General features: G+C 32.4%; 15 protein-coding genes and 3 tRNA genes. 5 read left to right on the top strand and 13 right to left on the bottom strand.

Annotated elements, in window-relative coordinates:
- The first annotated feature begins 8 nt into the window (after positions 1-8).
- The gene (locus tag JC605_RS21585; protein ID WP_198858162.1) at positions 9-668 is read left to right on the top strand and encodes a TetR family transcriptional regulator C-terminal domain-containing protein; all 660 of its coding nucleotides are present in this window, start codon (positions 9-11) and stop codon (positions 666-668) included.
- Positions 668-1,972: an AarF/ABC1/UbiB kinase family protein gene (locus JC605_RS21580; RefSeq protein ID WP_198858161.1), complete on the top strand. Its 1,305-nt coding sequence runs from the start codon at positions 668-670 to the stop codon at positions 1,970-1,972. Before JC605_RS21585 ends, JC605_RS21580 begins: the two co-directional genes overlap by 1 nt.
- A 205-nt stretch (positions 1,973-2,177) precedes the next feature.
- On the opposite strand, the gene JC605_RS21575 is transcribed toward JC605_RS21580, so the two are convergent.
- The 11 genes from JC605_RS21575 to JC605_RS21525 all read right to left on the bottom strand — a co-directional run bounded on the left by JC605_RS21575 (position 2,178) and on the right by JC605_RS21525 (position 10,612).
- Complete coding sequence (locus JC605_RS21575; RefSeq protein ID WP_198858160.1) at positions 2,178-3,473, bottom strand: deoxyribodipyrimidine photo-lyase; 1,296 nt, start codon at positions 3,471-3,473, stop codon at positions 2,178-2,180.
- A gap of 77 nt (positions 3,474-3,550) precedes the next feature.
- A complete protein-coding gene (locus JC605_RS21570) occupies positions 3,551-4,018 on the bottom strand; it encodes an SRPBCC family protein (RefSeq protein WP_198858159.1) in 468 nt (155 codons plus the stop codon).
- Positions 4,019-4,052: 34 nt separating this feature from the next.
- On the bottom strand, positions 4,053-4,493 hold the full coding sequence (locus tag JC605_RS21565; protein WP_198858158.1) for a sterol desaturase family protein: 441 nt from the start codon (positions 4,491-4,493) through the stop codon (positions 4,053-4,055).
- 224 nt (positions 4,494-4,717) lie between these two features.
- On the bottom strand, positions 4,718-5,557 hold the full coding sequence (locus JC605_RS21560) for a phytoene/squalene synthase family protein (RefSeq protein WP_198858157.1): 840 nt from the start codon (positions 5,555-5,557) through the stop codon (positions 4,718-4,720).
- Positions 5,558-5,560: 3 nt separating this feature from the next.
- Positions 5,561-7,027, bottom strand: coding sequence for an NAD(P)/FAD-dependent oxidoreductase (locus tag JC605_RS21555; protein WP_198858156.1), 1,467 nt, complete (start codon positions 7,025-7,027; stop codon positions 5,561-5,563).
- Between the two features lie 39 nt (positions 7,028-7,066).
- Positions 7,067-7,966, bottom strand: a complete 900-nt coding sequence (locus JC605_RS21550) for a MerR family transcriptional regulator (RefSeq protein ID WP_198858155.1) — start codon at positions 7,964-7,966, stop codon at positions 7,067-7,069.
- 216 nt (positions 7,967-8,182) lie between these two features.
- A complete protein-coding gene (locus JC605_RS21545) occupies positions 8,183-8,683 on the bottom strand; it encodes a tetratricopeptide repeat protein (protein ID WP_233074196.1) in 501 nt (166 codons plus the stop codon).
- 206 nt (positions 8,684-8,889) lie between these two features.
- Positions 8,890-8,962 (bottom strand) — tRNA-Lys (locus JC605_RS21540).
- Between the two features lie 159 nt (positions 8,963-9,121).
- Positions 9,122-10,270, bottom strand: coding sequence for a DUF6438 domain-containing protein (locus tag JC605_RS21535; protein ID WP_198858154.1), 1,149 nt, complete (start codon positions 10,268-10,270; stop codon positions 9,122-9,124).
- Between the two features lie 142 nt (positions 10,271-10,412).
- Positions 10,413-10,495 (bottom strand) — tRNA-Leu (locus tag JC605_RS21530).
- A 44-nt stretch (positions 10,496-10,539) separates the two neighbouring features.
- A tRNA-Lys gene (locus JC605_RS21525) sits at positions 10,540-10,612 on the bottom strand.
- A 126-nt stretch (positions 10,613-10,738) separates the two neighbouring features.
- On the opposite strand from JC605_RS21525, the gene JC605_RS21520 reads away from it, so the two are divergent.
- Positions 10,739-11,257 carry a shikimate kinase gene (locus tag JC605_RS21520; protein WP_198858153.1) on the top strand — a complete coding sequence of 173 codons (519 nt, stop codon included), beginning with the start codon at positions 10,739-10,741 and terminating at the stop codon, positions 11,255-11,257.
- Here JC605_RS21520 and JC605_RS21515 read toward each other — a convergent pair.
- Together JC605_RS21515 and JC605_RS21510 are read right to left on the bottom strand one after the other, a co-directional pair.
- A complete protein-coding gene (locus JC605_RS21515; protein ID WP_198858152.1) occupies positions 11,249-11,749 on the bottom strand; it encodes a phosphoribosyltransferase domain-containing protein in 501 nt (166 codons plus the stop codon). The genes JC605_RS21520 and JC605_RS21515 overlap by 9 nt on opposite strands.
- A gap of 62 nt (positions 11,750-11,811) precedes the next feature.
- Positions 11,812-12,210 (bottom strand): RNA-binding S4 domain-containing protein, encoded by a 399-nt coding sequence (locus JC605_RS21510; RefSeq protein WP_198858151.1) that lies wholly within the window; start codon positions 12,208-12,210, stop codon positions 11,812-11,814.
- 79 nt (positions 12,211-12,289) lie between these two features.
- Between JC605_RS21510 and JC605_RS21505 the strand changes: the two genes are divergently transcribed.
- Both JC605_RS21505 and JC605_RS21500 read left to right on the top strand, forming a co-directional pair.
- A complete protein-coding gene (locus tag JC605_RS21505) occupies positions 12,290-13,462 on the top strand; it encodes an FKBP-type peptidyl-prolyl cis-trans isomerase (protein WP_198858150.1) in 1,173 nt (390 codons plus the stop codon).
- 239 nt (positions 13,463-13,701) lie between these two features.
- A complete protein-coding gene (locus JC605_RS21500) occupies positions 13,702-14,643 on the top strand; it encodes a hypothetical protein (RefSeq protein WP_198858149.1) in 942 nt (313 codons plus the stop codon).
- Positions 14,644-14,703 lie beyond the last annotated feature (60 nt).

Genomic DNA, 14,703 nt, shown 5'->3' with positions numbered 1-14,703 from the left:
TTAATAAAATGGCGACTAAAAAAAAGGTAATTACCAAGGATGATATCGTTTCAAAATATATGGAAGAGGTTCTGGAAAAAGGACAAAAACCAAAATCGGTTTATCATTTTGCCAAAGAAAATGATTTTACTGAAGCGGAGTTTTATACTTTCTTCGGAACATTAGAAGGTTTAGAAAAAGAAATATTTCGACTGTTTTTTGAAAACACAGTCAATCTTCTTCATAAAAACGAAGAATATCAAGGATATGACATGAAGAATAAAATGTTAAGTTTTTATTTTACTTTCTTCGAAATCCTAACAGCAAACAGAAGTTATGTTTTGCAATCGCTTAAAATAGATAGAAATCCGCTTAAAAATTTAGTTCAGTTAACGACGCTTAGAAATAGTTTCAAAGATTATGTTGCTGAAATTTTAACCGACGATTATAGATTAGAACAAGAAAGATTTCAGAAATTTCAGGAAAAAACGATTCAAGAATCTTCTTGGTTGCAATTAATGCTAACCATTAAATTCTGGATGGAAGATGAATCTCCTGCTTTTGAGAAAACCGATATTTTTATAGAAAAATCGGTTAATGCCTCATTTGAATTGATGAATGTAGCTCCGATGAATCATTTGCTTGATTTCGGGAAATTTTTGTTCAAAGAAAAAGTATACAGTAGATAATGAAAACGATAGATTATATCCCAACTTCAAAAATTGAAAGAGCGGGAAAATTGGTTCAGACCGGTGCTAAAATTGGTGTAAACTACGTAAAGCATTATGCTGAGAAAATGGTAAATCCAGATCTAACCCGTGATAAACTAAACGAGAATAATGCAGAAGATATTTATGATGGACTAAAAAGCTTAAAAGGAAGTGCTCTTAAAGTAGCTCAGATGCTGAGTATGGACAAGAACTTTCTACCTCAAGCTTATGTAGAGAAATTTTCTTTGTCGCAGTTTTCTGTTCCGCCGCTTTCTGCTCCTTTGGTTTTAAAAACCTTTAAAAGCAATTTTGGAAAAACTCCATATGAGATTTTCGATGAGTTTAATCCGAATTCTGTCAATGCAGCAAGTATTGGTCAGGTGCATTTAGCAAAGAAAGGAGATAAAAAACTAGCCGTTAAAATTCAATATCCGGGCGTTGCCAATAGTATTTCGTCAGATTTGGCTTTGGTAAAACCAATTGCGATTAGAATGTTTAATCTTCAAGGCAAAGATTCTGATAAATATTTCAAAGAAGTTGAAGATAAACTGATTGAAGAAACTAACTATTTGTTAGAATTGAAACAAAGCCAAGAAGTGGTTGATGCTTGCAGCAAGATTGAAAATATTACTTTTCCTAACTATTATCCTGAGTTTTCATCTGAGAAGATTATCACAATGGATTGGATGACAGGAATTCATCTTTCTGAGTTTACAGCTCAAAATACCAATCAAGAAGCAGGAGATAAATTAGGTCAAGCACTTTGGGATTTTTACATGTATCAGATTCACGTTTTGAAAAAAGTTCATGCAGATCCACATCCTGGGAATTTTTTGGTAGATGATCAAAACCAATTGATTGCTTTAGATTTTGGATGTATGAAACAAATTCCAGACGATTTCTACACACCATATTTTGAGCTAATCAACAAAAATGTAATTACCGACGAAAAGCTTTTTAATGAGAAATTATTCGAATTAGAAATTCTTCGTCAAGATGATACACCTGCAGAAATTGAATATTTTACCGAAATGTTTCATGATTTATTATCGCTTTTCACGAAACCTTTCCAAAGCGAAACTTTCGATTTTGCCGATGAAAAATTCTTCAATGCAATTGCCGAATTAGGAAAACGTTTCTCAGAAGATACAAACCTTAAAAAAATGAACGGAAATCGAGGTTCTAAGCACTTTATTTACATGAATCGTACTTTCTTTGGTTTGTACAATTTAATGTTTGATTTGAAGGCTAAGATTGTAGTTGATAATTATTTGAAGTATTAAAGTTTTTATTTCAAGTTTCAGGTTTCATGTTAACCGAACTTTACGCATAGAACTTTGTCAAAGTTTAAAACTTTGACAAAGTTCTTTTTGTTTAGTTTGTCATTCTGAGGAACGAAGGATGATAAAAATGAGTATAAATCTGCTTAATTTGCAAAATCTGCGTGAAATAAAATTAAGTATCCAGTGTAAACTTGAAACAAAAACTTTATTTCAAAATCCCAGCCTTGTAAGTAGAAATCGCACGATCTCTAGCAAAGGCATGATCAACCATTGGTTCATTATAACCAAAATCAAACTCAGGAATCCATTTTCTAATATATTCTCCTTTTTCATCAAATTTCTTTTGCTGTATCTCGGGATTGAAAACTCTAAAATAAGGCGCTGCGTCGCAACCTGTTCCTGCTGCCCATTGCCAGTTTCCTACGTTTGATGCCAATTCGAAATCTAGAAGTTTTTCTGCGAAATAGGCTTCGCCCCATTGCCAATTGATGAGTAAATGTTTGCAAAGAAAACTTGCCACAACCATACGGACACGATTGTGCATATAACCAGTCTCATTTAATTGGCGCATTCCGGCATCAACCATTGGGTACCCTGTTGTTCCCGAACACCAGCGTTTGAAATCTTCCTCATTATTTCGCCATTGAATTCCGTCATAATTGGACTTGAAATTATGATTAACGCAATTCGGAAAACTAAACAGAATCTGAATGAAGAATTCTCTCCAGATTAATTCACTCAAAAAAGTCTGATTTTTTCTGTTTGCCCAATTTACTAATTTTCGAATACTCACTGTCCCAAAACGCAAATGTGGAGAAAGATATGAAGTACTGTCTAAAGCTGGAAAATCTCTCGTTTCTTTATAATTAGCAATTTGAGTTAAGTTGTGCGGAAGTACTTTTATAGCACTTCTTTCAAAACCGATTTCGGCTAATTCAGGAAACTTGAATTTATTCTTCGCAAAATTAGATTGATATGAAGCCGAATCGTATTCTGGTGCTGAGCCTGAAAGATGGTATTTCTCCAGCCATTTGTTTTTATAAGGCGTGTAAACGGTATATGGAAGTCCGTCTGCTTTTGTGATTTCTTTTTCTTCGAAGATTACATGATCTTTAAAAAAGAAAGATTCAATGTGATTTTTCTTTAGTAAAGATGAAATTAAGCTATCACGTTTAATGGCAAAAGGTTCATAATCTTTATTGAAGAAAACAGATTGAATGTCAAATTCTTCAATTAGTGATTTCCAAACGTCTTTTGTTTTTCCTTTTTTGATTAAAATGGAAGAATCTAATTTGCTTAATTCTGTATTTATTTTTTCGAGTGAATCATAAATGAAAGTTACTCTGGCGTCATTTTTTGGAAGATGTTCTAGAATATCATCATCGAAAATAAAAAGAGGAACAACAGGAAAGTCTGATTGCAAGGCATGAAATAAACCTGTATTATCTTCTAAACGCAAATCGCGTCTAAACCAAAATAAAGTAACTTTTTGTTTTGTCATTGTTTTTGTTTTTTTGCCACAGATTATTAGAATTTAAAATGATTTTTTAATCTGTGCTAATCTGTGAAATCGGGGGCTTATTTTTTCAAATTAAATAATTCTTCGATTTTATTAAATCTATAATCGAAAATGCTTTTCAATTTGTTTTTTACAACCAAGCGATTCATGATTCTGCCTAGAATTCCAAATGGGAGAGCGTAATGAACAATATCTGTCATTTTGGTTCCTCCATCTGATGTTGGTTCAAAGAAATGTTTGTGATGCCATAGTTTATAAGGCCCGAATTGCTGAATGTCTACAAAATACTCGTTTTCTTGACAAGCTGTAATTTCGGTAACCCAAGACATTTTGATTCCGAAAAGTGGCTTTAAGGTATAAGTGATAATCTGTCCTTGATACATACGCTTTCCATCATAATCCTGAATTTGGAAATTCATGTTATCGAGTGTAATGGTTTGCAAATTTTTCGGACTTGAGAAGAAATCCCAGCAATCTTCTGCGCTTGCATTGATATGTTGTACGGTTGTTATTTTATATAATTTCATAATCAAATCTTTTTTTAAAAATGCCCAAATAATGCTACATTTTATAATATTTGAATGGTACGAATAACATTCCGAAACATTCTCCTTTTTCTTTTTGTAAATGTTTGTGGTGTATTTTATGTGCTTTTCTAAGTCCGATGAGGTATTTATTTTTGGTGTTTTTAAACCATTTAAAACGCTGATGAATCAAGACATCGTGAATTAAAAAATAACAAGCGCCATAAAGTGTAATTCCGCAAGCAATAAAAAACAAATAGTTAAATCCGCCTTGAACGCCAAAGTAGAATAAAATAATACTCGGAGTAGCAAAAATGACGAAGAAAATATCGTTGCGCTCAAAAGTGTTTTCGTATTTCGGCTGATGATGGTCGGCATGAAAATACCACATAAATCCATGCATAACGTATTTGTGCGTAAGCCATGTCACACATTCCATGAAAAGAAAAACGCCTAAAAAGATTAAAAAAGAAATCATTTTATAAATATTGATGTTTTAAAATTATCGTTTTATTGGTTTTGAATTTAGCTTTAAATTATAAAAGATTGACTCAAAAGGTTGTTTTTATTAATGATTTTATCATTTTTTTGTTATCCTGAGCGGAGTCGAAGGAAAGCAAGTAACTCCGCAACGAAAATTCAATCTTTGTCGATTTGCGAGTGCGATTCCTCGTTCCTCGGAATGACAAAACGATGCGATGATTATACCAACTTCAATTTATAAGTCACAAAAGACTGCGCCAAAAGTCCCGCTTTGGTGTAATTAGAAACTCGAATTCTGGAATTCCCAATTTCATAATAAGGCGTATTTTTTAGCTTTTGAAGCAGTTTTTTATAATAAACATAAGCAGTATAAACTCCAAATTTTGCTTCGATTGGTAATTTTACAATTCCTTGATAGGCAATTCTAAAATCTTCTTCGATTTCTTTGATGATTTGGTTTTTCGAATCTTCATTGAAATTATTCAGGTTGATGCCTGGAAAATAGGCCCGATTTAAAATCGTATTATCATCTTTTAAATCTCTCAAGAAATTTACCTTCTGAAAAGCAGATCCCAAACGCATGGCTTCGTTTTTTAGCTGTTCGTATTTGTGCTCTTTTCCAGAAACAAAAACTTTCAAACACATTAATCCCACTACATCGGCAGAACCATAAATATAATCGATGTACTCGGTTTGTGTTTGGTAATTTGATTTTATGAGATCCATTTTCATGCTTTTTAAAAATGCCTGAACCAAATCGTCTGTAATATTATATTCTTTGACAGTATGCTGAAACGAATTCAAAATCGGATTTAAGCTAATGCCTAATTGCATTGCTTTGTAATATTCTTTTTCAAAATCTTCAATAAGATATTCTTTTTCATACTCATGAAATGAATCTACAATTTCGTCAGCAAAACGAACAAATCCGTAAATGCTGTAAATGGCATCGCGAATGCTTGGAGAAAGCATTTTTACGGCTAGAGAAAATGAGGTGCTGTAATTTTTGGTTACCAGTTTGCTGCATTTGAAAGAAACGGCGTCAAATAGTGATTTCATTTTTTAAGATCTAAAAGATTTTTGAATTAATTCAGCTGCGAGTTTTCCTGAAATTAAAGCAGGCGGAACACCTGGGCCAGGAACAGTCAATTGTCCTGTAAAATATAGATTCTTGATTTTTTTGCTTTTTAATTTTGGTCTTAAAAAAGCCGTTTGCAATAACGTGTTGGCCATTCCGTAAGCGTTTCCTTTATAGGCGTTGTAATCGGCTACAAAATCATTTTTACAGAATGATCTCTTAAAGATAATGCTATTTTTTATCTTTTGCTGTGTCAGTTCTTCAAAACGCGTGATGATTTTTTCGAAGTATTCTTCTCGTAAAGCTTCATTGTCTTCAATTCCAGGCGCAAGCGGAATTAAGAAAAATCCAGATTCCATCCCGTCAGGCGCCGCAGTTGAATCTGTTTTGGACGGAAAATTGGCATAGAATAACGGAGCATTCGGCCATTTTGGATTATCGTAAATATCGGCGGCATGCTGATTAAAATCGACATCAAAGAATAAAGCGTGATGCGAAATATTTTCTATCTTTTTATTGAAACCAACAAAAAATAGAAGAGAAGAAGGTGCAAAAACTCTGCTTTTCCAATATTTTTCAGAATACATTCTGTGCTCTTTTTCTACTAATGTTTCAGAATGATGATAATCGGCTCCGCTTAAAACGATATCTGCATTTAGGATTTCGCCATTAATTACAATTCCTTTTGCGGTTTTGTTTTCAACGACTATTTTATCAATTTCCGAATTGGTTTTTATGGTAACGCCAAGTTCTAATGCCAGTTTTTCGATTCCTCGAATAACATCAAACATTCCCGTTTTAGGATGCCAAGTTCCTAAACCGAAATCGGCATAATTCATAAAATTATAAAACGAAGGTGTTTTGGTTGGTTTTGCTCCGAGAAATAAAACAGGAAATTCTAAAATCTGAATTAGTCTCTCGTTCTTGAAATTTTTGCGAATATCGGTGCTTACGTTCTTAAAAAACTGATTGAGTTTTAATGCAGTTTCTTTTGTCACTAATTCTAGCGGCGAAATTCCAGGACGATAGACCAAATCCTTAATTGCAATGTCATAATTGCTTTTGGCTTGATCAATAAAGTTTTGCAGTTTTTGACCGCTTCCTTTTTCGATGGTCTCAAAAGTGTATTTTATTTCATCTAGATTATCGTAAATGCTAATAAAATCATCGATTCCAAAATAAACCCGATAGGCTGGATTTAGTTTTATCAGTTCGTAATAATCGGAAGGTTTTTTATTGAAATCTTGAAAAAAGCGTTCAAAGACATCTGGCATCCAATACCAGCTTGGACCCATGTCAAAAGTGAAACCATCTTCTTTAAATTGTCTTGCACGTCCGCCAATTGTACTGTTTTTTTCGTAAACAGTAACTTTATTTCCTTGCTGGGCAAGGTAACACGCGGCTGCCAAAGAAGAGAAGCCTGAGCCTATTATTTGGATAGTTTTTCTCATTTGTTTAACAAATATAAGAAAAACTTAAACAAAAATAAATTATAGCATATTAATAGTTTCTTCGATTGAATCAAAAACTCGAATTCTGTCTGTTAGAACCTTTTCATCTATGTATTCAACCATTTTACCCATAAGCCAGATTTCATTGTTTTTCTGTAATAATTTCTGTCCCATTGATTTTACATATTGATTAATTACGCTTCTGTCTGGCTGAACGGTCATGAAAGAGATGAATGTAATGTTTTCAAAATGTTTCGTTAAATCCTGTAAGTTTTCAATAGGCATACTTTCTCCCAAATAAATGGTTTTGTAACCTTTGTCAAGGATTTCGTATTGCAAGTATAGTAATCCGATTTGATGAATTTCGTTTAACGGAAGTGATAAAACAAAAATTCGATCGGTTTTGATTGGCTTTCTAATTTGAAGACTTTCTGTATAAATCAATATTTTCTGCTTGATTAAATGACTCATAAAATGTTCATTTGCAGGCGTGATTGTTTCAGATTGCCATAATAATCCTAGCTCTTTTAAAAGAGGTAAAAAATGATCTTTAAAAACTTCTTTAAATGTTTTCTCTGTAATAAGCCAATCAAATGTATTGAAGAATAACTCTTGGTCAAAGTTCATCATTGCCATTTTGAAAGAAGTAATGGCATAGTTTTGAGAATTTTTCTTCGAAATTATTTCGCGTACCAGTTGCGGTATTTTTTCTTCAGGATATGTTGCGATTTTAGAAATCTTATAACCGTATTCGTGCAGTAACGTAATATTTAATAGTTTCTGCAGGTTATGAAGATTGTAAAATCTAATATTAGTATCGGTTCGCATTGGTTCAAGGATGTTGTATCTCTTTTCCCAGATGCGTATGGTATGCGCTTTTATTCCAGATAAGTTCTCAAGATCTTTAATGCTGAAAACAGTTTTAATATTGTTTATCATTTTTCGCGATTAAGTCAACAAATGTAAAATAAAATCTTATACTCGGCATTAAAACTAGATTAAAAAGATAGAGAATTAGAGGTTTACGTATTAATAATATATTTTTTACCTAAAATCAGGTAATTTTTTCTTAAGAAATATATTACTTTGATAAAAACAGAACAGCCTGCTAGATTAAGAAATCTTAACAGGCTGTTCGTATTTTTTAGTTTTGTACTATTTGCAGAAAGTTGCTCTGTTTTTTGCAGCGCTCTGACTTCCTAATTCAATAGCTTTTGTAAAATCTTCGCATGACTTTTTTTTATCGCCAATGCTGCTATATGCTAAACCTCTTAGATTATAAGCAATGTAATCTTTTGGATTTAAACCTAATGAAGAGGTGCAGTCATCAATTGTTTCTTGATACTTTTGTAATTTGTAGTTAACATTGGCTCTGCCAGTAAAAGCATCGGCATTCATGTTGTCTAGCTCAATTGTTTTGCTAAAATCGGCTTGAGCTCCTTTGAGATCGTTTAGTTTGAATTTTGCGACACCGCGATTCTGATAAGCTTCAACAAATTTAGGGCTCATTTGAATCGCTTTGTTGTAATCGGCAATTGCGCCTTTTGTGTTGCCGGCTTCAGCTTTTTTCATGGCTTTGTCAAAATAGCCCGTTGCAGATTGTGCCCAGATAGAGCATGTCATCATCATAAGTGATGCGAATAGTAGGTTTTTCATAAAACTAATTTGGGATTAGTAATTTAATTATTTCAAGACGAATTTAAGAAAGTTTTTATTTTGTAAGAGAATTTCTTTTTTTTATTATGCGACAAAAAATGAGGCAATTCAGTTAGAGAAATTAAAAGATTTTTTAAATCTACTTTTAAGGATTGGAATAGGAGGAAAACAAAAAAGGCCAAGTAAAATAATTACTTGACCTTTTGTGACCCGACTGGGGCTCGAACCCAGGACCCCATCATTAAAAGTGATGTGCTCTACCGACTGAGCTATCGAGTCTTCATTTCTTCAATGAGGGTGCAAATATAAGGACTTTATTTAGCTTGACAAGTCTTTTTTGAATGAATTTTGAAATAAAGTTTATAAAAATAAGTAAGGTGTTGTTTTATAGTGAAATAAAAAATCTTGTTTTTAATGAAATGAAAAGTAAGATCTTTTTTAATCGTATTTGTCTTGGAGTCTAAATTTTGTGGTGAAATTGTTTAGCGTCAAGAAGTTGTATCCAATATCAATTGTTTTGTCTTTGGATTTGAAATATCTTCCATCGGTATAAATTATTTCTTTTTTGTCTTGATTATTCCAGAATTCGATATGGTATTTGTGCTCAAAAGGATCGTTTGTTTCTTTACCTTTGAGAATTTCTGTAAATAAATAGTAGCTTTCTGATTTTGTTAAATCACAAATCTGATTTCCTTTTCTGAAACTGATTCTCCATATTGGAAATAATTTTTTTTCTGTTTTTAATGGGGTCAGTTTTATTTGTTGGTATAAATATCGAACGGGTGTATATGCCCAAATTAATGCAGTGGGTGATTGTCTTCCGTAATCACGGATTGTTTTAATGATTTTGTTGTTTTTTATAAATGTTATAGTAACAGTTTCGTCGTCAGTCCAACTTCCTTCGTAATTATCTTCAAGATTTGTTATATTGGCTTTTTTGAAATTGGTTTGAATCTCTTGATACTGACTTTTGGTAATTTTAGAATTGAAAAGACCATTTTGTGTGTTGTACTCTTGGCCATAATAAATGATATTGCCATTGTTGTCGATGCTTATATTTAAAATAGGGCAGGAGCCATAGCATCCTGAAGAAGAAACTATGATTTTGTCATAATTTTCATTTGGATTGATTTTGTATTTTGTTCTCGCGTATTTTGCAAATATGCTATCGCCTATTTTTGTAGTTAATGTGTCTCCTACTATCGAACTTAATTTCTGGTTCTCCCAAGTTTTGTTTCCTAGGTTGAAAATTTTTAAACTGTCATTTTCAACTTTATATTTAGTTTTAGTCCCTAAAAAAAATGTCTTTCTATTTTCTCTTTCTGTGGCATCAATTCTTTTGAAATAACCAGATTTGTTTTCGGCTATATTGTTTTCTAAAAAGATATATCCTTCTTTAGGTAAGCCAAATGGCGGCGGCGGAGGAGGAATGTTGGAGTTGTTTTTTGTTTGTGGTTTTCGCTGGTCATCTGTTTTGATGTAGCTCCATTCACCAAGTAAATCTTTTTCTAGTTTTTTGTCGTTATTTTTTTGGCAAGAATATAAGATGAAAAATAATATGACAGATAATGTGTATGTTAACTTCATATATTTACTTTGGTTATTTTTGATTTTGGTTTAATTGATGTAAATATAATTGATTTTTGAGATGGTTTTAATAATGAGCTAAGCAAAGATTTTGAAATAAAAAAAGCGGAAATCTTTAACTAATAAAGATTTCCGCTTTAAGTGACCATGGAGGGATTTGAACCCTCACGCCCTTACGAGCACCACCCCCTCAAGATGGCGAGTCTACCGTTTCTCCACATGGCCTCAAAAGAAAAAAGGTCGAGTAAAATAAATTACCCGACCTTTTGTGACCCGACTGGGGCTCGAACCCAGGACCCCATCATTAAAAGTGATGTGCTCTACCGACTGAGCTATCGAGTCATTTAATTTCTTGAATGCGGGTGCAAATATAAGGAGTTTTTTTTGAAGTTTCCAAGCTATTTTATCATAAATTTGTCTTTTTTTTAGAAAAATTCTCAAATGCTTAGTTTATAAGGTTTTATTAATATGAAAAAAATTGTGTTGTTAGGTTATATGGGCTGCGGAAAGTCTACTATTGCCCAAAATTTGTCAAAAATTACAAATATTCCGTTCTTAGATTTAGATAAATGCATCGAAGAAAGAGCAAATTTATCCATAAATGAGATTTTTGAGAAGCATGGAGAAGTGCATTTTCGAAAATTAGAGCACCAAATGTTCGTCGAATTGCTAGAATCTTCAGATAATAATATTATAGGTCTTGGAGGAGGTACTCCATGTTATGCTAATAATCATGAATTGTTAAAAGGAGACGATGTTACTTCTATATATTTAAAAGCATCAATTGATACCTTATATAATAGATTGGTGCATAACAAAAGCAAACGCCCTTTGATTGCTAATATGAATGAGGAAGAAATGAAAGAGTTTGTCGCGAAACATTTATTCGACAGAAGTTATTATTACAATCAGGCAAAACATAAAGTTTCAGTTGATGATAAATCTGTCGAAGAAACGGTTCAGGATATTTTAGAAATATTAGCTTAAAGAAGCATAATCGCCATTTTCTGAATTGAAAACTACTTGGACATGCTCTAATAAAGAAGTTGAAAGCGAGATTCCTTTAAAATCTGCTTTTACTGGATATTTTTTATGATTTCGATCAACAAGTACAGCTGTTTTGAATTTTTTAAGCGGAACGTCTAAGAAATGACGAACAGCATAGATTAATGTAGTTCCTGAGTTTAAGACATCATCAACCAGAACTAACCCTTTGTTTTTGTATTCTTCAGTGCTTAATGAAGTTTGTATCGCTTCTTGCGGATTTTGTTTGTTTATTTTTACTTCGCAGATTGAAACCTTTAGGGTAGAGATGCTGCTAAGTGCCGAAGCAACTTTTTCGGCAAAAACAAATCCGTTAGAAGCAATTCCTGCAATAACAACTTCTTCTTCGTCTACAAAAGTCTCGTAAATTTGATAAGCGATACGTTTTATTTTATGTTCGATTTCTTGATTAGTTAAGATTATATTGTTGCTCATGATATATTTTTTTGCTAATGTACAAATTTATTGAAAGTCCTATTTTTTATTGCAATTACTATTTAGAGATCGTCATGGTCTTCATCATCTTCATGAACATCATCTCCGTAATCGTCAATGTCTCTTCGGTCTTTTTTAGTTGGACGTCCGGCACCAGTTCTTCTAGAATGTTCTTTAGATAGTTTTAACATCTCTAAATGGGCAAAAGCTTCTGGTGGAGTTTCGTTTTTTTGATAAATATCTACCAATTTTGCGCCAACTCGATTTTGCGGAATATCTAAAACCGTTATAATTTGTGTAATTTGATCTTTTCTAAAGGTGATTCGGTCTGTAGGAAAAACTTCTTTTGAAGGTTTTGCAACTTGCCCATTTACAGTGATCTGATTCTTTTTGCAAGCTTCAGTAACCATGTTTCTGGTCTTGTAATAACGAACGCACCACAAGTATTTATCTATTCTCATAATTTTTCTAAAATCCAAGTTAAATTCTTTACAAAAATAAATCAATATTGTATCTTGCGCACCTAAAAAAATGATAATAATGAATAAATTTAAATATTATTTTGTTTTGTTACTTGCTGGCCTTGCCATCGTTTCTTGTAATAAAAATGATGACGATAATGTAGTGGTTGTTCCTTTAAGAGATTATGCAGAGCAGTATAAGGCAGATAATGATTCGATTGAGAAATTTTTAAAGACTAATTATATTGTTGTAGATAAGACTACTTTTGATGTTAAAATAGAAAAAATTCCTGCTGGAGGAACTCAAGTTTCGATTTGGGATCAGAAAGAGTATCCTTTACAAATTAGACCCGTTTACAATCATGATGTAAATTATAAAGTTTATTATTTATCCTTAAATAAAGGTATTGGTGATGCTCCATGTAATTTTGATGAAGTTACCGTTTCATATACAGGAAGTTTTTTAAATGGTACTCAATTTGATAGCTCCTACGGCTTGGCGCGTAATTTTAATTTAAATATTTACGTTGCAGGGCCAGTTATAGATGGTTGGGGAGAAATTATGCCGCAATTTAAAGTAGGAATCCGTAATCCAACTGGCGATGATGGGACTTTTAGTTATAAGGATTATGGAGCAGGAGTAATGTTTCTGCCTTCAGGTTTAGGGTATTATGGTAATCCGCCAGAAGGTATTCCTGCGTATTCGCCTTTAGTATTTAGTTTTAAATTATTAGCTTTAAAACGATCTGATCTTGAGTATAGTTCTTCTTCACAAGCTACAGTAGGTGATGGTGTGCCATCTTATCTAGAAGATATTAATGGTGATGGATATTTATATGATCAAAGAGATACTGACAGATATCCTAATTTGCCAAAAGAGTTAATAGACGATACAGATGGAGACGGAATTCCTGATTTCATGGATTTTGATGACGATGGAGATGGTTATACGACGAGATTTGAAATTTCAAAACCTAGTGATCAGATTGGTTGGGGAATATTAAATGGAGAGCCTTTTAATTATGGTATTAGTTTGTACTACCCTTACAATCCAGTAGTGGATAATCCCGATACACCAAATGTAGACGAAACAGAAATTTGGGCTATTCCAAGAAGACCAACTGGAGCACTTACAGATCCAACTAAGCCTGAGTCTATAACAAATCCTCGTAAGTTTGTTCCTGAGGATTATACAGCACCAGGACGTTTGAGAATTCATCTTGATAAAACATATCCTTATCAGAAAAATTAAAATAAGATTTACATAAAAAAAAGACCTCGAAATCAATATTTCGAGGTCTTTTTTTTATGTAATATCCAAAGCTGTATAGGTTTGTTGCAATTGATGATATGTTAAAGTTTTTTTGCTTAGGTATTGTTTATTAGTTAGTTGTATTTATTGTAAGAATTATTATTGTGTTTTACGGAATGACGTAAGGAATTTATTTCTTTTGGTTTTAATTTTGAAAGAATAATATTAAAATTTACAAAATGAAAAAATTAATTACATTATTTTTAGGGCTTACTATTTTGTCATGTAGTAGCGAAGATCAGGTAAATCAAGATGTTGCTTCTTCAAAAGAAACTTCAGCTTCAGTTTTAGATGGTAAAATGTTATCATTTAAAAATGAAGAGTCTTTTATTAAAGAATACTCAGATCTTGCTTTACTAGATAGTAAGGGTCTTCAGGACTGGATTACTTCGAAAGGAGTAAATTCATTATCAAAAGTTTCTGATGAATCAACTGCTATGGAAGACGATGTTCTTTCAGAAACAAGAGTTATTTATTCAGATGCATTAGAAGCAGTTCTAAATACTGAATCAAAAGTTAAAATTGGGGGTAAGGTATTGTGGCTTAATGGGCGTGATTTCTATATTCTATCAGAGAATGAAATTAATAAGAGTCCAAAGGAACTTATTAGTATTAAAGAAAATTTAGTAGTTTATGGTCAATTATTAAGTGTTTCGAAATCTACTAAAGATTTAACAAGTAGATATGTTATTCCAAATGAAAATAGAATTAAAACATTTGTTACAGACGAAGGTAGTTTTAATGTGCCAGGAATGAGGTATAGACATGTATTGGATTTGTATAATGAGACAGTTCTTTTAAATAATGTTGTTTATTCAAGTAAAATGTTTTTAAGATCATTAATGCAATATCGTTCATGTTCAACTTGGAGATGTACATGGAAAACAGAATCAACTCCTATGCAAGTAGATGGTAGCAATATATCTGCAAATTCTTTGTTTTGGAATGCATCATTAGTTATGGATAGTTCGGTGTCTGGAAGTAAAACGTTTCTATTGGCTACTTGGACTCCAAAAGCGCCTTATGGTGAGCAAACTTGGTATCAAAACTTTGAAGTTTCAGGAAATTTCAAGATTTATGTAGTAAATGCTTGGCATGAAATTCCTCTTTCTTGGTATTAAAAGCCTAAGATGGTTGATTAAAATAAAAAGCCTCGAAATGTAAATTTCGAGGCTTTTTTT

The sequence above is a fragment of the Flavobacterium sp. IB48 genome, assembly GCF_016405855.1.
Classification (GTDB): domain Bacteria; phylum Bacteroidota; class Bacteroidia; order Flavobacteriales; family Flavobacteriaceae; genus Flavobacterium; species Flavobacterium ginsengisoli.
This window is presented reverse-complemented; position numbering and strand designations above follow the sequence as displayed.